Source organism: Niveibacterium microcysteis, assembly GCF_017161445.1.
Lineage (GTDB): Bacteria > Pseudomonadota > Gammaproteobacteria > Burkholderiales > Rhodocyclaceae > Niveibacterium > Niveibacterium microcysteis.
The window spans coordinates 1,993,912-2,013,712 of sequence record NZ_CP071060.1 but is presented as its reverse complement, the minus strand read 5'-3'; the positions used below and the strand labels follow the sequence as shown (position 1 = coordinate 2,013,712).

The window sequence follows — 19,801 nt, the reverse complement described above, 5'->3', positions numbered from 1 at the left end:
ATCAGAACGGCGAAATGACCTGGAAGAAGCGCGTCAGCCAGCCCATCTGCTGCGCATCGTCGATATAGCCGCTGCCCTTGTATTCGATGCGGGCATCGGCCACCTGCGTGGAATTCACCGCATTGGCGGCCGTCACATGCATCGGATTCACGACCCCCGAGAAGCGGATGAATTCGTCGCCCTGGTTGATCGCAACACGTTTCTCGCCCGAAACCAGCAGGTTGCCGTTCGGGTACACGTCGATCACCGTGACGGTAATCGTGCCGGTGAAGTTGTTGTTGGCCGACGATGCGCCCTTGCCAGAGAAGGTGTTACCGGTGCTTGCCGCCAGATCGAGCCCCTGCAGGTACTTGAGCGGCACCTTGGTCATGGTCGGAATGCTCGCGCTGATTTCCGAATCGCGGCTCGCGCTGCTGTTGGCGTTTTTCGTTGCGGCAGTCTTTTCGACCAAATTGATCGTCAACGTGTCGCCGACGAGGCGTGCGCGGCGATCTTCGAACATGCCGCGCTGCGCGGCATTGGTGCTGAACAGCGAACCCGCAATCGGCTCGCTCACCGGGCGCGGTTGCGCCCGTGTCGTCATCGGCTGCTGCACGTTGGTCATCGGCGGCGTCACGCAAGCCGTCAGCAACGCGGCCGACATCAGCATGGTCAGTTGAGCGAGCCGGCACATGATCATCCCCTTCAGAGTTGCGAGAGGCGGCCCAGCATCGCGTCTGCGGTACTCACAACCTTGGAGTTGAATTCGTAGGCACGCTGCGTCTGGATCAGCCCGACTAGCTCTTCCGCCACGTTCACGTTGGAGGTTTCAACGTAGTTCTGATTCAGCACACCCGCACCATTCGTACCGGGCGTCGTCGGCGTCGGCGTGCCGCTCGACGCAGTTTCGAGGAACAGGTTTTCACCAACCGACTGCAATCCTGCCGGATTGACGAACGTAGCCACCTGGATCGTGCCGATCTGCGTCGGCGCTGCAGTGCCGGGCGTCGTGACGCTGACGACGCCGTCCTTGCCAATCGTCACGGACTGGGCGTTCGGCGGGATCGTGATCGACGGATCGAGCGGATAACCGCTCGATGTGACCATCTGACCTGTGTTGTCCTTCTGGAAGGAACCGTCGCGCGTGTAACCGAGCGTGCCATCGGGCAGGAGGATCTGAAAATAGCCTTCGCCCTGGATTGCGACGTCCAGGGTGTTGCCGGTCTGCTGAAGGTTGCCCTGGCTATGGTTCTTGACCGTGGCGACCGGGCGAACACCGGTGCCCAGCTGCAGGCCGGACGGAATCTGTGTCTGCTGCGAGGACTGTGCGCCGGGCTGGCGCAAGGTCTGGTAGAGGAGATCCTCGAACACCGCGCGAGCACGCTTGTAGCCATTGGTGCTGACGTTCGCAAGGTTGTTCGAAATGACGTCCAGCTGTGTTTGCTGGGCATCGAGACCGGTACGGGCCACCCAAAGTGCGGGAACCATGGTGCTTCTCCTTCTACACGCGTGACACCATTGTCGGCGCCCGCATCAAGCGACCTAGCCCGGATAAGCGGGCAAAGCCGGCTTCAATTCATCGTCCTGGTCAGGTTACCGACAGCACCTGATCCGCCGCCTTCGCGTTGGTATCGATCGCGGTCATCATGCGGGTCTGGGTTTCGAACTGGCGTGCGAGCGAGATCATCTGAACCATTTGCTCAACGATGTTCACGTTGCTCGACTCGACGTAACCGCCGGCAACCTTCACCGCTGGGTCGGCTTCGGCCGGCTGCCCGCTGGCGAGGCGGAAGTAGCCATCGTCACCACGCTGGATCTGCGCCTCTTCCGGGTTCACCAGCTTCAGGCGCCCCACCACCTCGGCGTTGTTGCGGCTTCCGGTACGCGGAATCGCACTGATCGTGCCGTCACCGGCAATTTCGTAGCTGTTATCGGGGGGCAACGCGATCGGCCCGCCCTCACCGAGCACCTGCAGGCCACGCTCGTTGACCAGCTCGCCATTGGCGCTCACTTCGAATCGGCCGGCGCGGGTGTAGGCCTCGCCACCGTCCGGCGTTTGCACCGCGAACCAGCCCTTGCCATTGATCGCAACGTCGAGCGCGCGGCCGGTCGATTGCAGTGCGCCAGGGGTGAAGTCGTTGGCCACACTCGCGTCGACAACAAAGGCGCGCGACGGCAAGGCCTGCGTCTGGACCGGCACCGCCCGCAGGCGATGCAGTTCCGAACGGAAGCCGTCGGTGGTGGCGTTGGAGAGGTTGTGTCCAACCGATGCCTGTTGCAGCAAAGTGCTCTTGGCGCCGGTCATCGCTGTATAGATCGCACGGTCCATTTGTGGTTTCCGTTTCCGTTGGCTTGACTGCTTTGGCTACGTGCGGGTCACAACCCCCCCTCAGCCGACCCTTACCGCAGGTTGACCAGGGTCTGCAGAATCTGATCCTGCGTCTTGATCGACTGCGAATTCGCTTGGTAACTGCGCTGCTGGGTGATCAGATCGACCAGTGCTGCGGTCAGATCGACGTTCGATTCCTCCACCGAACCGGCCTGCACCAGGCCAAGGCTGCCGGAGCCCGGGCTACCAACCAGCGGCTGACCCGATTCGGGCGACTCGCCCCACAGGTTCTGGCCGAGCGAGAGCAAGCCATTCGGGTTGGCGAAGCTCGCCAGCACGGTTTGGCCGAGGATCTTCGACTGGCCGTTGCTGTAGCGGCCCTGCAGCGTCCCGTCCTGCGCGATCGTGACGCCCGAAAGACGCCCAGACGCGTAACCGTCTTGCACTTGGCGGTTGATGCCGAACGCGCTGCCGTACTGCGTCGTGCCAGTGAAATCCAGATCAAACGAAATCGGCGAAATGGCACCAAACGACGCTGCAATCGTGGCCGTCATGGCAATTGGCATAACCGTCGTTAGCTTGCCAGAGGAATCGAAAGCAAGCGGCGTTGGCCCTGTTGTAACCGCGCCATCAACCGAAGTGTGCATGTCCCAGTTGCCTCCGCCGGTCTTCACGAAGTACATCGTGTAGATGTGGGAGTTACCGAGCGAATCGAAGATCGATACCGATGTTGACGAGTTGTACGAAAGTGGGTCTGGAAGCGGCGCAGCGGCCGTGCTTGTGAATGGCACCGTAGGGACGGCCTGGCGCGAGTCGAGGTTGATACCCATCTTCACCGACTCGGTCTGCTTCGGTTGAAGGTCCGCCGTGTTCAGAAAAATGTCAGTTGGCGTTGCCGGCAAAATAACGCCAAGAGAGTTGGCTGGGTAGCCTTGTAGGCGATAGCCAGCGGAATTGACGATGTAACCATTTTTGTCGATTTCGAATTGCCCGTTACGGGTGTAGGAGATCGTGCCACCAGGCTGCTGCACCCGGAAGAATCCGTTGCCGTTGATCGCCAGATCAAGCGGGTTGCCGGTCGGCGTTATGTTGCCCTGGTTGAAGAGCTGTGCCACTGCGCCGACGTTCACGCCGATACCCACCTGCACGCCGGCTGCTGAGCCGTTGAGTGCTGCGGCATAGACATCGTTGAACTTGGTCTGCGCGCTCTTGAAGCCGATCGTGCTGGTGTTAGCGACGTTGTTGCTGATGACGTCGATCGCCTTGGATGCGCCGTTAAGCCCGCTGAGGCCTTGCTGGAATGCCATGGTCCTTCTCCTTGCCCGCTCAGGACAGAATCCGCTTGATATCCGACATCGAGAACATGCCGAGCCGGCCTACTTCAATATCCACACCCTTCGCGCCACGCACGATGCTGCTTACCGTGCCCAGCTGCAGAGCCGTGGCCTCGACAGCCTTGTCGCCCTGCACGGCGCTGACCTTGATCGTGTAGTTGCCGGCGGCCGCATCGGCCCCTGCGCTGGTCTTGCCGTCCCAGGTGAAGACATGCGATCCCGCATCGAGATCGCCGAGGTCCAGATTGGCGACCTCTGAGCCGCTCGAATCCACGATCGAAACCTTCACTTTGTCCGCCGCCGAGGCAAGCTCCACGCCACCAAGTGCCTGACCGTTGTAGAGCTGAAGGCCCTTTCCATCGACCAGCACGCCACGGCCGACCATTGCTGCCGCCTGCATCGTCTCGTTGGTCTGGAAGGTGCCCAGCATCGACTCGAGTGTGCTGTTCACCTTCTTCAAACCATCCACCGTGCTGATCTGCGCAAGCTGCGAAGTCATCTGCGAGTTGTCCAGCGGATTCATCGGATCCTGATTCTTCAGCTGGGTCGTCAGCATGGTCAGGAATCGATCCTCTGAGACTGCATCGGTGCTCGTGCTGCTCTTCTTCGTCGTGCCGTTGAGGCTGTTGAGCAGATCCGAACTGACGACGCCTGCGCCACTCGTGGTGTTATTCGAGATAAACATCTGTCAGCTCCTGCTTAGCCCTGACCGATTTGCAGCGTCCGCTGCATCAAGGTCTTGGCGGTATTCATCACTTCGGTGTTGGTCTGGTATGAGCGCGAGGCCGACAGCATGTTGACCATCTCTTCAACCACGTCGACGTTCGGCAACTGCACATAACCTTCCGGGCTCGCAGCCGGGTTCTTCGGGTCGTACACCATGCGGGACGGCGCAGCCGACTCCACCATCTGCTTTACGTGCACACCCATTGCGCCGTTGCCGCCCATCGGCGTCGCCTCAAAGATCACTTGTTTGGCGCGATAGGGCTGGCCGTCGGACTTCACGACGCTCTCAGCGTTGGCGAGGTTGCTCGCGACCGCGTTGAGGCGTACCGACTGGGCGCTGAGGGCGGATCCTGCGACGTTGAAGACGTTGAGCATGCTCATGATGGCCGCCCGCGCTTACTGGTTCTGGATCGCTTGCTGCATCGAACGCAGCAGGCCGTTGATGAAGGTCAGGCTCGCTTCGTACTGCACGGCGTTCTCTGCAAACGCGGAGCGTTCGACATCCATATCCACCGTGTTGCCATCGACCGCCGACTGCTCTTCCTGGCGATACTTGACGAACGGCGCGAGCGGCGCCTTGGCGCCACCCTCGATATGCCGCTGCGCGGTTGTCGTCAGCGCGAGCGGTTTGACCTTGCCATCCAGTGCGCCCATGAGCGCCTCCTTGAAATCAATGTCCCGCGCCTTGTAGTGCGGGGTATCGGCGTTTGCGATGTTGGCCGCGAGCAACTCCTGGCGATACGCCCGCGTGTTCAGCGCGGCTTGCTGGAACCCAAGGTGGCGGTCTAGAGCGGTCATGGTCATCGCAAATCTCCTGGTGGCCCGGTCTGCGGGAAGCGGTCCGAAACACCCGCCTATCCCTTTGCAGCTTCCGTGCCAGCATTCTCAGCGCAGCCGCCTCGCGGCCTTGCGCCGAAAAGACCCCGATTCAGGCGGCAATTCGTGCGCATGCTGCCGCCGCTGCCGGCAAGCCTTGCCGCCATCACGGCAAACGCGACCCGTGTGACAATCGCGCCATGCTCGCGAAGCCAGTCCGAACCATCCTGCTCACCGCCTTGCTGCTGCTCGCTTCACCGGCCCGAACGGATACACCGTCAAGCGCTGCGCAGGCGGCCCTGCGCGAAGCGGTGACCCAGTTTCTGATGCGCGAGGCATCGCGCAACAGCGGCGCCGTGACAGTCGAGATCGCCGACGCTGCGATCCCCCGCAACGCGAAACCCTGCGATGCGCCGCAAGCCTTCTTGCCGAGCGGCCAGCGCGCCTGGGGACACACCACCGTGGGCGTGCGCTGTCCACAGCCGGCCTGGACGCTGTTCATTCCCGCGCGGGTGCGGGTTGAGGACGACTACCTGGTTGCGGCCCACCCGCTTGCCGCCGGCAGCGTACTCGGCGCCCAGGACTGGGAAGTTCGTCGCGGCGACGTCGCGGCTTTGCCGCCAGGCACCCTCACCCGCCCGGACCAAGCGGTCGGGCGGACGTTGCGGCAGGCGGTACCCGGTGGCACTGCGCTACGCAGCAACCAGCTTCTGGTGGTGCAAGCAGTGGAACGCGGCCAGCGGGTTCAGGTCATATCCCATGGGCCGGGCTTCCAGGTGGGCAACGAAGGCATTGCCCTCACTGCCGCCGCGGACGGGCAGCCGGTTCAGGTCCGGCTCGACTCTGGCCGCGTACTCCAAGGCATCGCTCGCTCGGGCGGCCGGGTCGATGTCGGCCAGTAACACGCAGCGCGTCGGCGCAATGATGAAAAATGGTTAAAGTTCCGTGAGATAGCGCCGTTAAACCTGACAACAAGCCGAAGAAGACCCTGCAAACGGAGCATGCTCCTGCCCGCAAGGTGTTCGAACAGGCGAAAACAGGAGCGACATCATGAAGATCGAAGGTTCGTATAAGTCCGTCGGCAATGCCGGCGACGTGAAGGCGCGAGGCACTCGCGAGAGCGCGGCAAAACCCAGCGCCGACGCGGGTTCCAAGGTCGACGTATCACCCTTGGCATCGCGTTTGCAGCAACTGGAAGGTACGCTCGCCGGCGTGCCTGAAGTCGATGCCGCGAAGGTGAGCGAGCTCAAGCAAGCAATCTCCGACGGCCGTTTCCGTGTCAATCCGGAAAAGGTGGCCGATGGCTTGATCGAAAGCGTCCGTCAGATGCTGCAGTCCCAGCCGCGCCAAGCTTGACGGCGCGCATGACAAGTCTGCATAGCGCTTGAACCCGACCGCCCTGCTCCAAGCCCAGTTTTCCGCTCTGCTGGCTGAAGTTTCCGGCCAGCTGGAGCGGTTTGTGCGCCTGCTGGAAGACGAGCACGAGTTGCTTGTCACCGGCCAGGTCGAAGCCCTGCTGGGCTTGGCGGAAGACAAAACCGCTGCCGTACGTCAGTTGCAACAAGCGGAGAACGCAAGGGCGCTGCTGCTCAGTCGATCCGGCATTGACGCGCGGGCCAGCCAAATGGCCGAATTCACCGCGCAGCTTCCCGAACAAACCCAGCGTGCATGGCGGCACTATCTCGACCTCGCCGCACGTGCGCAGCAACTCAATTTGCGCAATGGCGAGTTCATCCGTGACCAGCTGCGCGCCAACCAGCAAGCGATGAGCGTGCTGCTCGCGAGCACCGGCCCGAGCCTCTACGACGCCGGCGGCATCACCTCAACGCGCCCAGGCGGTCGGCTCTTCGGCCAAGCATGAACCGGCCAGCCAGCCTGCTGACCGGCCTTTCGGCCCTCTGAACGATCAAGTCATTCCGGCAACGTAGCGCCAAGCGCCGCGCCACCCGGATTGGGTGTCACCGGCCCCACCGCCGGCGTTTCGGCGCTGGGCGGCAACATTGATTCCACATGAATGCTGACCCGGCGGTTGCGCTGGCGTCCGTCGGCTGTGCTGTTATCCGCGATCGGTCGCTGATCTGCGTAGCCCGCCACCGTAAGCCGACGCGCGTCGACACCGGTATCGATGAACAAGCGCACCACCGAGCTCGCGCGCACCGACGATAGTTCCCAGTTCGACGCAAACGCTGCGGTCGCGATCGGAATGTTGTCGGAATGCCCCTCGACGCGGATCGGGAAGTCGCCCTGTGCCAAGACCTCACCCACGGCACGCAGCGCACGCACCGCGTCGCTCCCAAGGTAGGCCTCACCCGGATTGAACAGCGCACTGGCATTGATCTCGATCGAGATGCCATGTGCGCCCTCATTCACGGACACCTGGCCGCCGCGCACCAGCGGTTCCAACACGCGCCGGACCTGTTCCGCCATGCTGTGCATCTGCTGACGCGCCTGCACCCGCGCCTCGCTCTCGGCGGGCGACTTTTGCACTTTCGCCTGCTGCGGCACCGCCCCCGCAATCGACGCGCGCGGCACGATCTGCATGCCGTCGGCGTTCGTCGTCACATTACGGAAAGCGCTCACAAGCGAGTTCGAGAGCACCCGGTACTTGCCCTCGTTGATCGAGCTCAACGCGTACATCACCACGAAGAACGCAAAAAGCAGCGTAATGAAATCTGCGTACGAGACGAGCCACCGCTCGTGATTCTCGTGCTCTTCCTCATGCTTGCGACGACCGGCCATGGCTAAGGTCCAAAGTTTCAGTTGTTAGCCAATTAACGGCAGGCCCGCCCGATTCCTGATGCTCGCGAACTCAATGCGCCACAGAAAAACGGGCCGCCAGACGGCGACCCGTTCGATGTCTATTTCCCAAACTCGCTAATTATTTGAGCTGTTTGACCCAATAGACCCGGATACCGGCAATAGGTACGCCGGAGGCGTCGCTCAAGCTGACTCCGATACGATCCATCACCGCGACACCAGAGATGATCTTTCCGAACACCGCATAGCCGTTCGCCACAACTACAGACGGGTCATAGTTGAGGGCAAGGTTATCGGCTGTATTGACGAAGAACTGCGAGGTCGCTGAATTGGGCTGATCAGTCCGAGCCATCGCCAAGGTACCGCGAACATTGCTCAAACCATTGTTGCTCTCCAGCACGATCGGCGCGTAGAGCGGTGCTTTAGCCTTCAGATCGCTGGTGTAGCCGCCACCTTGAAAGACAAACGAAGGCACGATCCGGTGAATCGCCGTATCGGAATAGAAACCCGCCGCCACATACTTCAGGAAATTGTCGACGGTAGCTGGAGCCTTCGCAGGGTAGAGCTCAAACACCATTTCTCCGCTGCTGGTAAGCATACATACAGTCGGAAATGCACTTGAGTTCGAAGCTGCAACCCCGGCGTCACTACAAGACGTTGCGGGCGGAGTTGTGGGCTGGTTCGACGAATTGTCGCCGGCCGAATCCCCTCCGCCCCCACACGCTGACAGGACCGAAAGGAGGAAGAACGCAGAGATTGATTTTGCCAGCGAGAGTTTTGTGGTCATCAGAGTGTTTAACTAAGGTCGGGGACAAGGTCAGGCACCCAGCACACATCGGCACCAGACGGCCATTATCACCCAAAGAAAAGTGCGATCGACCTGCGGTTACGTGCCCGCGACACGACTGCGTGCCAGAACACTCATGCAAATGTTCACGTAACGTAGCCCTGCAAGCGGCTTTCGATAATGCGCGGATTATCGCCATGGGCGATGCCAACCAGGCCATCGACCAGCATTTCGCGCACTGCGACGAGTTGCGCGATGTGCGCCTGAAGCTTTTTCGCGATCGGCAGAAAGATCAGGTTCGCCGAGCCGACGCCATAGATCGTCGCCACGAAGGCCACCGCAATGCCCGCGCCAAGCTTTGAAGGGTCAGAAAGGTTCTCCATCACATGGATGAGACCCATCACCGCACCCAGGATACCGATGGTCGGCGCATAACCACCTGCGGCCTCCCACACCTTGGCACTGGTTTTCATCTGCTGCTCCCAGGCGCCGATTTCGACTTCGAGCACCTCGCGAAGCCGTTCCGGTTCGACACCATCGACGAGCAGCTGTAAGCCCTTGGCGGCAAAGCTGTCTTTCAGCCCCATCGCCTGCCCTTCCAGCGCCAGCAGGCCTTCCTTGCGTGCGATACCACTCCAGGAAACGATTTGCTCGATGACACGGCGAAACGGCGGAACCGGAGGCACGAAGATCCAAGCGCCCATCCGAAGCCCCTGGCGAAACACCGTGAATGGGCTTTGCAGCATCACCGCGCCGAGCGTTCCGCCAATCACGATCAGGAAAGCCGTGGGCTGGACCAGTGAGCCGATGTGGCCGCCTTCGAGCACCTGCCCGCCGACGATAGCCGTCAAGCCGACAAACAGGCCGAGGATGCTGATCTTATCCACGGCGCGCGCTCCGCTCAGATCGACGCGCGGCGTCCGCGCGCACTGGCTGCATGGCTACGCACCTGGCCCGAGATGCGCGAGCGCAGGCGTGCGATCGCCTGGCTGTGCAACTGACAGACGCGCGATTCGGAAACGCCGAGCACTTCGCCAATCTCGCGCAGGTTCAGGTCTTCCTCGTAGTACAGACCCATCACCATCTTCTCGCGCTCGGGCAGATCGTCGATCGCCTTGATCAGCGATTCGCGCATCTTCTTGTCTTCCAGCATGTCGAGCGGATCCGCCTCATTGCCGGCGACATGGCGCTCGAGGAAGTCTTCTTCCTCCTCGTCGCTGAAATCCTCGAAGTAGACCAGTTGATAGCCGCGCGCTTCCTGCAGCATCTTCTGATAGTCGGCCAGCGTCATGCCAAGCGTTTCGGCCAGTTCCTTCTCGGTCGGCTGGCGGCCGTGGCGTTGTTCAAGCTGGTGGATCGCGCCTTCGATGCGGCGCATCTCGCGGCGCAGGCTGCGCGGCAGCCAGTCGTTTTCGCGCAGGCCATCGAGCATGGCGCCGCGGATACGTTGGACCGCATAGGTTTCGAACTGGGCACCCAGGCCCTCTTCGTAACGCCCGATCGCGTCGAGCAAACCCAGCATGCCGTTCTGGATGATGTCTTCAACCTGCACGCTCGCCGGCAGTTTGGCCATCAGGTGATACGCAATTCGCTTCACCAGTGGAACGTACTGCGTGACGAGTTGGTTCTTGTCTAGCGTTCCCGATGCGGTGTACATCGTGTGACTCTCTCTTCTACGGTCTCGTTCGAGGCTTCGGACGAAGCCTCCCTGCCGTCACTACTCACACTATCGGCCGCCTGAGAGGGAAATTGAGCCCTATTTCAGGATTTTTTCTTCTGGCTCACAGCGCCAGCGCCATCGAGGTGCGCTGCCTTCGCCGCGCCAAGCCGAGAACACGATCCAGAAACACGCCGTCCGTCGTAGTGTCAGATGCTGCCGCGGCGGCTGCCGCACAAGCATCCAATCCCTTCACGCGACGCAGCGCGAGGCTCGTTTGCCGATGCCCGACCAGGATCAGGTTGGCCAACAGGGCCTCTGCCTCGTCCTGGTCACGGGGATTTGCCAGAGCCAGGTCGATCTGCGGCCAAGGACCACCATCCAAATGCTTGATCAGCGCGTAGGCTTCGGTGATCGCCCGCGGCGAGCCGTCGACCACGACAACCATCCGGTGCGCCGCACTGGCGAGCGGCGAGAGGCTACGGCGCTCGTCGGCCCGTGCGTGGATCAACCAGAGATCGCAGCCACGCTGCAAGGCGCGGCAGGTTTCGGCGAAACGCTCGCTCAACACCCGGTCGGCGCCATTCAGGGCCCGTGCCAGGCGCGCCGACGAATACAGCGACAGCCCCGGCCCGGCCTCGACGCGCGCAGCCTCAAGCGATACATGGCGCTCCACCGCCTGCAAGAGATCGAAACGCGCCGCAGCGCCGAGCGCGTCGGCGAGGTTGCCGCAGCTTGCCATCTCGTCGAACACCGTTACCTGGCGGCCGCCTTGTGCGCGCGTCAGCGCCTGCCCCGCCAGCCAATGCATCGCACCGGCACCGAAGGCGCTCACCGCGACCACTTGAGGTGGCGCGCGGCGCAGCAGGCGACGCAAGCCAGCAGCCTGATCCTCGAATCCGGGTTTCATGCGCGCGCTCCGTCGTTGTCGCGGTTGCGTGGGGCCGAGCTGAGCAGGCCGGCATCTTCGGGCGTCAGACGGAAAGGCGAATCAGGCGCCAGTTCGCGCAGCGCACGGTGCGTCAGCCACGCACGATTTGGCAGATGCAGGTCTTCCGGCACGCGCTGGCCGTTTGCAATGTAGTAGGCACGCAGTTCGTGGCGGATCACCACGTCAAGCGCCGGCGCCAGCGATGCGGCCTCGTCGGTCTTGCTCAGGATGCAACCGGCGAGATCCGGGCCCTCGTAGGCGCGCACCACATCTTCCAGCGTATCGCCGCGGCTCGTCGCATTCAGCAGCAACAGCCGGCGAACATGGCCAGCGCCCGATAGCATCGCGGCCTGCTCGGCAACCATCTTGTCGCGCTGGCTCATGCCGATCGTGTCGATCAGCACCATGTGCTTGCCCGCGAGATCCTGGAGTGTGCGGCGAAGTTCGGACGCATCGCGCACCGTATGAACTTGCACGCCAAGGATGCGACCGTAAATGCGCAGCTGCTCGTGCGCGCCGATCCGGTAGCCGTCAGTGGTGATCAGCGCAAGGCGATCGGCGCCGTGGCGCACCACGCAGCGTGCGGCAAGCTTGGCTGCGGTCGTCGTCTTGCCCACACCGGTGGGCCCCACGAGCGCATAGACACCGCCGCGCTCGATCAGATCAGCCTCGGATTCGAGCGTCAGCATGCGGCGCCCGATCTGGTTGCGAACCAGGCTGCGCGCCTGATCCGCGCTGACATCGACCGGCACCACCTCGGTCAGCTCGCGTGAGAGCTGTGCGGAAAAACCCGCTTCCAGCAGTTCGCTCATAATCTGCGCGCGCACCGGCGCCCCGCGGGTGAGCTCACCCCAGGCGAACCCGGCCAGCTGGCGTTCGATCATGCCGCGGATCGCACCCATTTCGTCGGCCATCTTGGCGTTGGCAGCTTCCAGCGCACGCACCTTCTCGGCCGCAGCCGCCTCAGCGGCCTGGCGGGCCAGCTCCGCAGCCTGTTCTTCCGCCTGGCGGTCGCGCCGCGCAGCTGGGGCGCTCGCGGGGCGCGTCGGGCGCGGATAACTGTCAGCTGCCTCGGCCCGCAACTCTGCGCGTTGCGCCCAGGGGTTCTCGGGCGGCGTCGTGCGCTCCAGCGGTGGTTCTTCCGGGCGACCGTAGCGGTCAACCCGCGGCGGAATGAAGGGGCGGATCTGGGCGTGCGGATCGCTCACCGCATGTGGCACGCCCTCGGCCAGGCCTTGATTGAGCGATACGTCACCCCCGCCTGCACGGGCGACACGGGTGCTGAGGCTGACTCGGAAATCAGCATCGTCGCTCGCCGGCGCCTGCATGCGCGGCGCAGCGGCGCGCGGTTGCGGCGGCTCGACCCGGATCGGCGCAGCCGTCGGTGCCGGCGCGGGCGGCGCAGCGGCGGCGCGCGTCTGCGCGCGAATACCGGCTTGCACGGCGCCGACCTCTTCGCTCGGCAGCGCCAGGATCTCGACGCCACCATCAACCGCCCGGTTGGAAAGCACCACGGCGTCGTTGCCGAGTTCTTCCTTGACGAGCCGAAGCGCGTCGCGGGCGGTGCGGCCGTAGTAACGCTTGACGTTGATCATCGTGAGCCTCCGGTGCTGCTTGCCTTGCGCGGCAAGGGCCGCGAATCATCTATCCCGTATCAGCAAGTGCCATTCCACCCACGAAGGACGCATCTGGCATTGCCTGGGGCCGATTATTCGCCGCCACACCGGGTAGTGAGCGGCAGAACACGCCGGGAAAAACCGGCCATTTCTGCCGCATGGCTTGCCGCAATGAAAAATGGCGCCCGCAGGCGCCATCGAAAAGCCGAGAATCGGATCACCCCTTACCACCGATGATCGCGGTGACGCGGATGTTGCGCGACTCCGGCACTTCGGAATTGGCGAGCACCCGCATGTTCGGCACCGCACGGCGCAGGAAGCGCGCAAGCAGCCAGCGCAGTTGGTTGGGCACCAGCAGCACCGGCGGCAGGCCGAGATCCTCCTGCCGTTGCGCCGCCCCCGCCGCTTCGCGCATGAGGTTGTCGGCGAGGTTGGGCTCCAACACCCCTTCGCCGCCGCCCGATTGCATGGCCTGCAGCAGCAGGCGTTCGAGCGTCGGGTCCAGCGCCATGACTTGCAGTTCGACGCCTCCGGGGAACATCTGCTGCACGATCGCTCGGCCGAGCGCGGTGCGCACGCGCGCGGCGAGTTCCATCGGGTCCTGGGTGCGGGTAGCCTGCTCCGCCAGCGTCTCGATGATCGTGCGCATGTCGCGGATGTTGACGCCCTCTTCCAGCAGGTACTGCAACACCCGCTGCAGCACATGCAGCGGCATGAGCTTGGGCACCAGATCCTCGACCAGCTTGGGCGAATCCTTTGCGATGTGATCGAGTAGCGACTGCGTCTCCGTCCGCCCGAGCAGATCTGCCGAATGGCCAATGATCACGTGGTTCAGATGCGTCGCGACAACCGTGCTGGCGTCCACCACGGTGTAGCCCATCGCGTGCGCCTGTTCGCGCAGCCCCGCCTCGATCCAGATCGCGGGCAGGCCGAACGCCGGGTCGCGCGTCTGGTTGCCAGGCAGCGGGCCGCTGACCCGACCAGGGTTGATCGCCAGATACATGCCGGGGTAGGCATCGCCAGTGCCGATCTCGACCCCCTTGAGAGTGATTCGATAAGCGTTGGGGCGCAGCTCCAGGTTGTCGCGGATGTGCACCGGCGCAGCCAGGAAGCCGACGTCCTGTGCAAACTTCTTGCGCAAACCGCGGATGCGGCGCAGCAGTTCGCCGTCCTGCCCCTTGTCGACCATCGGGATCAAGCGGTAGCCCACTTCGAGCCCCAGCACGTCAACCGGCGTTACGTCGGCCCAGCTTGCCTCGTTGGATTCGGTCGGCGCAGTCGGCGTCGGGGCTGCGAACGATTCGGCCGCCTCGGCATCCGCCTTGGCCTTCTTGGTCAGGTGCCAAGCGCCCCAGCCGAAGGCGGAGGCAAGCAGCAGGAAGACGAAGTTCGGCATGCCCGGAATCAGGCCCATCAGGCCCAGGATGGCCGCGGTCAGCACCATCACCGTCGGGTTGGTGAAGACCTGCCCGACGACTTGGGCACCAACGTCCTGGTCGTCACCCACGCGCGACACCACCATACCGGCGGCAACCGAGATCACCAGCGCTGGCAACTGGGCGACGAGGCCATCACCGATCGCCAGCAGCGTGTAGACCTTGCCGGCCTCGGCGGCCGACAAATCGTGCTGAACGATGCCGACGATGAGGCCACCGAACACGTTGATCACCATGATCAGGATGCCGGCGACCGCGTCGCCGCGAACAAACTTGGACGCACCGTCCATCGCACCGTAGAAATCCGCCTCCTGGCTGATTTCAGAGCGACGACGTTTCGCTTCCTTGTCGTCGATCAGGCCGGCATTCAGATCGGCGTCGATCGCCATCTGCTTGCCCGGCATCGCATCAAGGGTGAAGCGTGCCCCCACCTCGGCGATCCGCCCGGCGCCCTTGGTGATCACGACAAAGTTGATCACCGTGAGGATGATGAACACGATGATGCCCACGGCCGTGTTGCCGCCAACCAGGAAGTGACCAAACGCCTCGATCACCTTGCCGGCGGCGTCCGGGCCGGTATGCCCTTCCAGCAGCACGACCCGCGTTGACGCAACGTTCAAGGAAAGTCGCAGCAAGGTGGTGGTAAGCAGCACCGTTGGAAAGGCCGAGAAATCCAAGGGCTTGCGGGTGTACATGCCGACCAGCAGCACCATCACCGCGACGGCCAGGTTGAAGGTAAACAACAGATCGAGCAGGAAGGCTGGCAGCGGCAGCACCATCATCGCCAGCACCATCACGATCAGGATGGGGGCGGCGAGCTGCCGGATATTGGCCAGCGAGAAGATCTCCCGCAGGTCTACGACGTTGGTGTTACTCGCCATGCTTCGGCTCCTTCAACGCGGCGACCGCAGCGCGATGCGCGGCGGTCATCCGGACAAATCGGTTTTGCGCAGTCATTGCGGCGCCCCTGCGACACCGTGCGCCGGGTCAAGCTTCGGCGGCACCGGCAGGTGGGAGGGTTCCGCGGGCGGTGTAGCCCCATGCGCCGCTGCATGGCGCAAGGTGAAGACCCACGCCATCACCTCGGCCACCGCGGTGTAGAGCGCCGCAGGTACTTCGTCGCCAATCTCGGTGTGGCGGTACAGCGCACGGGCCAGCGGCGGGGCTTCGAGCAGTGGCACCTGGTTCGCCCGCGCCACCTCGCGGATCTGCTGGGCCACGAGGTCGCTGCCCTTAGCGACCACCCTCGGGGCGCGCATCGAAGCACCGTCGTAGCGAATCGCCACTGCGTAGTGGGTCGGGTTGGTCACCACCACGTCCGCCTTGGGCACCTCTTGCATCATGCGGCGGCGAGCCATCTCGCGCTGACGCTGGCGGATGCGACCTTTGATCTGCGGGTCGCCCTCCTGCTGCTTGAATTCCTGCTTGAGCTCATCCTTGGTCATGCGCAGCTTGCTGTAGTACTGCCAGAGCTGGAAAGGCACATCAACCAGTGCGATCAACACCAAACCGGACACCAATGTGAGGGTCGAGGCCAGGAGCATCTGCGCGAACTCGTACAGCCCCGGCTCGACCGCCATCACCATCAGGTGCAGCGACTGTTCGCCACGCGCCTTCATCACCGAGTAGCCGATCGAGCCGATCAGGATCGCCTTGAGCAGCGCCTTCACAAGCTCCGACAAGCCGTGCATCGAAAACAGCCGCATCAGGCCCGCAACCGGGTTCAGCCTTGAGGCCTGGAACGAGAATGCCTTGGTAGACACATTGAACCCGCCCACCGCGATCGGCCCCGCCACGGAGGCGATCACCAGCACCAGAAACAGCGGCAGCAAGGTCGTCAGCCCGTCGGTGAACAGATCGGACAGGGCATGGATCATCAGCGCCGGGTCGCGCGTCTGCGCGGGCTCGAGCGAAAGCCCCGCCCGGGTGAGCATCGCCATCCGCTGATACAGCCAGCCCCCCAGCACCCACATCGTCGCTACGCCGCCGAGCAGCACAACCAGACTCCCAAGCTCGCGTGAACGGGGGACATTGCCCTCCTCGCGGGCCTGCTCAAGCCGTCGGCCTGATGCTGGTTCTGTACGTTCGAGATCGCTGTCTTCAGCCATGGCGCATGAACTCCGTGTGGCTGATTATCGGCAAGCAGGTCACGCACGAGGCCCCGATAAGGCGGGGTTAACGCCCGCTATTCGGCCAGGTACAACGGACTTCCGGCATGGGGCCGATGCGGCGGCCCCCAAAGCCATCCCGCCCGGTCGATTCGGGGCGCTTCACGATCAGGAACCATGCAGCGCAAAGCCTCCAGCAGATTCCGATGAAACGCAGGACACGTCACCGGCAAGCACTAAGGTCTTTCGGGCGCCCTCAGGAACCATCAGCAAAGCCTGTATTCACGCCACCCAAAGGCGCTCAGCAAAAGAAAAGGCCGCCCCGTGGGACGGCCTTCAAGGAGAGAGTCGATGCGTGGGAACCACCCCACGATTTAGTTAACGAACCGAATCTCTCCCAACTTTAGGGCTAAACGAACAAATATCAGCCCTTGGAGCCCTTCTCGATGCCGGCCATGATCTCGCCGATTGCATCTTCCAGTCCGCCCCAGCCAAGCACCTTGACCCACTTGCCCGGCTCCAGATCCTTGTAGTGCTCGAAGAAGTGCACGATCTGGCTGCGCAGCAGCTCGGGCAGGTCGTCCAGGCTCTTGACGCGGTCGTACAGCGACGTGGTCTTGCTGATCGGCACAGCGATCAGCTTGGCGTCCTCGCCGCCCTCGTCCTGCATCTTGAGCATGCCGATCGCGCGGCAGCGCACCACGATACCCGGCAGCAGCGGGAACGGTGTTACGACCAGCACGTCGACCGGGTCGCCGTCACCGGCGATCGTGCAAGGGATATAGCCGTAGTTGCACGGGTAGTGCATCGAAGTACCCATGAACCGGTCGACAAACATCGCGCCGGTTTCTTTGTCGACTTCGTATTTGATCGGATCGGCGTGGGCCGGGATCTCGATGATGACGTTGAATTCGCCCGGGGCCTTGCTGCCCGGCGTGACGTTGTGAAGGCTCATGTCGGTCTCTCTGTGTGATTTGGGAACGCGCAGGGCCGAATTTTAACATCCCAAGCTTACGGGTTGCTGCACCGCACCCAAACTCGCGGACTTGCGCTGGATCAGACGCGCCGCGCCGCGCGTTGCGTTGGGGGACGAGCGTCCATTAGGATGCCGCAGCGCCCGCGATCGCGGAGTTCTACGACACGGACGCCAAGAGAGTCGCTTCAGGCAGTTTGACCTTACAAAACAAAGGAGTTGCCCATATGTCGACGACCATGGCGTTGTATCTCGCCTTGGCCTGTGGCCTTGCTGCCGTTCTATACGGCTTCATTTCACGCAGCTGGATTCTTTCGCAAGACCCCGGAAACGCTCGCATGCAAGAAATTGCCGGCGCGATCCAACAAGGGGCTGCGGCTTACCTCGCAAGGCAGTACAGGACAATCGCCATCGTCGGCGTGGTCCTTGCAGTGCTGATCGGTATTTTCCTTGACCTCACAACCGCAGGCGGCTTTGTCGTCGGCGCCATCCTTTCCGGCGCTTGCGGCTTCATCGGCATGAACGTGTCGGTCCGCGCCAACGTGCGCACCGCACAGGCAGCCACCAAGGGCATCGGCCCGGCGCTCAACGTTGCCTTCCGCGGCGGCGCGATCACCGGCATGTTGGTTGTTGGTCTTGGCCTGCTGGGTGTCGGCCTGTTCTTCCTCTACGTCAGCAAGGGCGCAACGGTGGCCGATTCGGCCACGCTGAAGCCGCTGCTCGGCTTCGCTTTCGGTTCCTCGCTGATTTCGATCTTCGCCCGTCTGGGCGGCGGCATCTTCACGAAGGGTGCAGACGTTGGCGCCGACCTGGTGGGTAAGGTCGAAGCCGGCATCCCGGAAGATGACCCGCGCAACCCGGCCGTGATTGCCGACAACGTTGGCGACAACGTTGGCGACTGCGCGGGCATGGCTGCCGACCTGTTCGAAACCTATGCGGTGACACTGATCGCAACGATGGCGCTTGGCGCGTTGATGGTCGCGGGCGCCCCGCTCAATGCCGTGATCTACCCGCTGCTGCTGGGCGGCGTATCGATCATCGCGTCGATCATCGGTTGCAGCTTCGTCAAGGCCAGCCCCGGCATGAAGAACGTGATGCCCGCGCTCTACCGCGGCCTCGCAGTCGCCGGCGTGTTGTCGCTGATCGCGTTTTACTTCGTGACCACAGCGCTGTTCCCGCAACCGGTTCAACTGGTTGGCGGCGCCACGATCACTGCGTTGTCGCTGTTCGGCGCCTGCGTGGTCGGCCTCGTGCTGACGGCCGCGATGGTCTGGATCACCGAGTACTACACCGGCACCGACTACAAGCCCGTGCAGCACATCGCCCAGGCATCGACCACCGGCCACGGCACCAACATCATCGCGGGCCTCGGTGTATCGATGAAGTCCACCGCTTGGCCGGTGCTCTTCGTGTGCGTCGCGATCTTCGTTGCCTACTGGCTCGCGGGCCTGTTTGGCATCGCCGTTGCGGCGACATCGATGCTCAGCATGGCGGGCATTGTCGTTGCGCTCGACGCCTATGGCCCGATCACCGACAACGCTGGTGGCATCGCCGAAATGGCAGAACTGCCTGACAGCGTTCGCGACATCACCGATCCGCTGGATGCCGTCGGCAACACCACCAAGGCCGTGACCAAGGGTTACGCGATCGGTTCGGCTGGCTTGGCCGCACTGGTGCTGTTCGCCGATTACACCCACGCGCTCGAGACCAAGGGGCTGCATGTCAGCTTCGATCTCTCCAACCACATGGTCATCATCGGCCTCTTCATCGGCGGCCTGATTCCCTATCTGTTTGGCGCCATGGCGATGGAAGCGGTCGGCCGCGCTGCCGGCTCCGTGGTTGAAGAGGTTCGCCGTCAGTTCCGCGAGATCAAAGGCATCATGGAAGGCACCGGAAAGCCGGAATACGGCCGCGCCGTGGACATGCTGACCAGCGCCGCGATCAAGGAAATGATCATCCCGTCGCTGCTGCCGGTGGTGGTGCCGATTCTCGTTGGCCTGCTGCTTGGGCCGGCTGCACTGGGCGGCCTGCTGATGGGCACGATCGTGACGGGCCTCTTTGTTGCCATCTCCATGTGTACCGGTGGCGGCGCATGGGACAACGCGAAGAAGTACATTGAGGACGGTCACTTCGGTGGCAAGGGCTCGGAAGCGCACAAAGCTGCCGTAACCGGCGACACCGTGGGCGACCCGTACAAGGACACCGCGGGCCCGGCGGTCAACCCGCTGATCAAGATCATCAACATCGTCGCACTGTTAATCGTTCCGCTGCTCTAACCGCAAGCGAAACACAACAAAACGGCCGCTTACGCGGCCGTTTTCATTTGCGGCCCCGAACCATATCGGCAGCCAC

At 63.0% G+C, this 19,801-nt stretch carries 20 protein-coding genes; 4 read left to right on the top strand and 16 right to left on the bottom strand.

Going from position 1 to position 19,801, the window contains the following annotated elements; translation table 11 throughout:
- Position 1 precedes the first annotated feature (1 nt).
- From JY500_RS09165 to flgB, 7 genes are all read right to left on the bottom strand, one after another.
- Positions 2-673, bottom strand: coding sequence for a flagellar basal body L-ring protein FlgH (locus JY500_RS09165; RefSeq protein WP_206256132.1), 672 nt, complete (start codon positions 671-673; stop codon positions 2-4).
- Positions 674-684: 11 nt separating this feature from the next.
- Entirely contained in the window at positions 685-1,467 is a 783-nt protein-coding gene (gene flgG, locus JY500_RS09160; RefSeq protein ID WP_172203003.1) for a flagellar basal-body rod protein FlgG, read from the bottom strand.
- A 100-nt stretch (positions 1,468-1,567) separates the two neighbouring features.
- Positions 1,568-2,308 carry a flagellar basal-body rod protein FlgF gene (gene flgF, locus JY500_RS09155; protein WP_172203004.1) on the bottom strand — a complete coding sequence of 247 codons (741 nt, stop codon included), beginning with the start codon at positions 2,306-2,308 and terminating at the stop codon, positions 1,568-1,570.
- A gap of 71 nt (positions 2,309-2,379) precedes the next feature.
- A complete protein-coding gene (gene flgE / locus JY500_RS09150; protein ID WP_206256131.1) occupies positions 2,380-3,615 on the bottom strand; it encodes a flagellar hook protein FlgE in 1,236 nt (411 codons plus the stop codon).
- A gap of 19 nt (positions 3,616-3,634) precedes the next feature.
- Positions 3,635-4,327, bottom strand: a complete 693-nt coding sequence (locus tag JY500_RS09145) for a flagellar hook assembly protein FlgD (protein ID WP_172203006.1) — start codon at positions 4,325-4,327, stop codon at positions 3,635-3,637.
- A gap of 14 nt (positions 4,328-4,341) precedes the next feature.
- Entirely contained in the window at positions 4,342-4,749 is a 408-nt protein-coding gene (gene flgC, locus JY500_RS09140) for a flagellar basal body rod protein FlgC (protein WP_206256130.1), read from the bottom strand.
- Between the two features lie 15 nt (positions 4,750-4,764).
- On the bottom strand, positions 4,765-5,172 hold the full coding sequence (gene flgB / locus JY500_RS09135; RefSeq protein ID WP_246479849.1) for a flagellar basal body rod protein FlgB: 408 nt from the start codon (positions 5,170-5,172) through the stop codon (positions 4,765-4,767).
- Between the two features lie 212 nt (positions 5,173-5,384).
- Here flgB and flgA point away from each other — a divergent pair, with 212 nt between their 5' ends.
- The 3 genes from flgA to JY500_RS09120 all read left to right on the top strand — a co-directional run bounded on the left by flgA (position 5,385) and on the right by JY500_RS09120 (position 7,045).
- The gene (gene flgA / locus JY500_RS09130) at positions 5,385-6,086 is read left to right on the top strand and encodes a flagellar basal body P-ring formation chaperone FlgA (RefSeq protein WP_206256129.1); all 702 of its coding nucleotides are present in this window, start codon (positions 5,385-5,387) and stop codon (positions 6,084-6,086) included.
- A 148-nt stretch (positions 6,087-6,234) separates the two neighbouring features.
- Entirely contained in the window at positions 6,235-6,540 is a 306-nt protein-coding gene (flgM, locus tag JY500_RS09125) for a flagellar biosynthesis anti-sigma factor FlgM (protein WP_206256128.1), read from the top strand.
- A 28-nt stretch (positions 6,541-6,568) separates the two neighbouring features.
- Positions 6,569-7,045 carry a flagella synthesis protein FlgN gene (locus JY500_RS09120; protein WP_206256127.1) on the top strand — a complete coding sequence of 159 codons (477 nt, stop codon included), beginning with the start codon at positions 6,569-6,571 and terminating at the stop codon, positions 7,043-7,045.
- A 50-nt stretch (positions 7,046-7,095) separates the two neighbouring features.
- Here JY500_RS09120 and motD read toward each other — a convergent pair whose 3' ends face one another.
- The 9 genes from motD to ppa form a co-directional block, all read right to left on the bottom strand.
- Complete coding sequence (motD, locus tag JY500_RS09115) at positions 7,096-7,923, bottom strand: flagellar motor protein MotD (RefSeq protein ID WP_206256126.1); 828 nt, start codon at positions 7,921-7,923, stop codon at positions 7,096-7,098.
- Between the two features lie 139 nt (positions 7,924-8,062).
- A complete protein-coding gene (locus tag JY500_RS09110; RefSeq protein WP_281391254.1) occupies positions 8,063-8,539 on the bottom strand; it encodes a peptidylprolyl isomerase in 477 nt (158 codons plus the stop codon).
- A gap of 335 nt (positions 8,540-8,874) precedes the next feature.
- Positions 8,875-9,615 (bottom strand): flagellar motor protein, encoded by a 741-nt coding sequence (locus JY500_RS09105; RefSeq protein ID WP_172203011.1) that lies wholly within the window; start codon positions 9,613-9,615, stop codon positions 8,875-8,877.
- Between the two features lie 14 nt (positions 9,616-9,629).
- Positions 9,630-10,385, bottom strand: a complete 756-nt coding sequence (locus JY500_RS09100) for an RNA polymerase sigma factor FliA (protein WP_172203012.1) — start codon at positions 10,383-10,385, stop codon at positions 9,630-9,632.
- Between the two features lie 124 nt (positions 10,386-10,509).
- The gene (locus tag JY500_RS09095; RefSeq protein WP_206256124.1) at positions 10,510-11,295 is read right to left on the bottom strand and encodes a MinD/ParA family ATP-binding protein; all 786 of its coding nucleotides are present in this window, start codon (positions 11,293-11,295) and stop codon (positions 10,510-10,512) included.
- Positions 11,292-12,911 (bottom strand): flagellar biosynthesis GTPase FlhF, encoded by a 1,620-nt coding sequence (gene flhF, locus JY500_RS09090; RefSeq protein WP_216661925.1) that lies wholly within the window; start codon positions 12,909-12,911, stop codon positions 11,292-11,294. The genes JY500_RS09095 and flhF overlap by 4 nt, the downstream gene beginning before the upstream one ends.
- Before the next feature lie 238 nt (positions 12,912-13,149).
- A complete protein-coding gene (gene flhA / locus JY500_RS09085; protein WP_206256123.1) occupies positions 13,150-15,249 on the bottom strand; it encodes a flagellar biosynthesis protein FlhA in 2,100 nt (699 codons plus the stop codon).
- 72 nt (positions 15,250-15,321) lie between these two features.
- Positions 15,322-16,476: a flagellar biosynthesis protein FlhB gene (gene flhB / locus JY500_RS09080; RefSeq protein WP_206256122.1), complete on the bottom strand. Its 1,155-nt coding sequence runs from the start codon at positions 16,474-16,476 to the stop codon at positions 15,322-15,324.
- A 424-nt stretch (positions 16,477-16,900) separates the two neighbouring features.
- Positions 16,901-17,431, bottom strand: a complete 531-nt coding sequence (ppa, locus tag JY500_RS09075; protein ID WP_172203016.1) for an inorganic diphosphatase — start codon at positions 17,429-17,431, stop codon at positions 16,901-16,903.
- Positions 17,432-17,676: 245 nt separating this feature from the next.
- Between ppa and JY500_RS09070 the strand changes: the two genes are divergently transcribed.
- Positions 17,677-19,725 carry a sodium-translocating pyrophosphatase gene (locus JY500_RS09070; protein ID WP_172203017.1) on the top strand — a complete coding sequence of 683 codons (2,049 nt, stop codon included), beginning with the start codon at positions 17,677-17,679 and terminating at the stop codon, positions 19,723-19,725.
- Positions 19,726-19,801 lie beyond the last annotated feature (76 nt).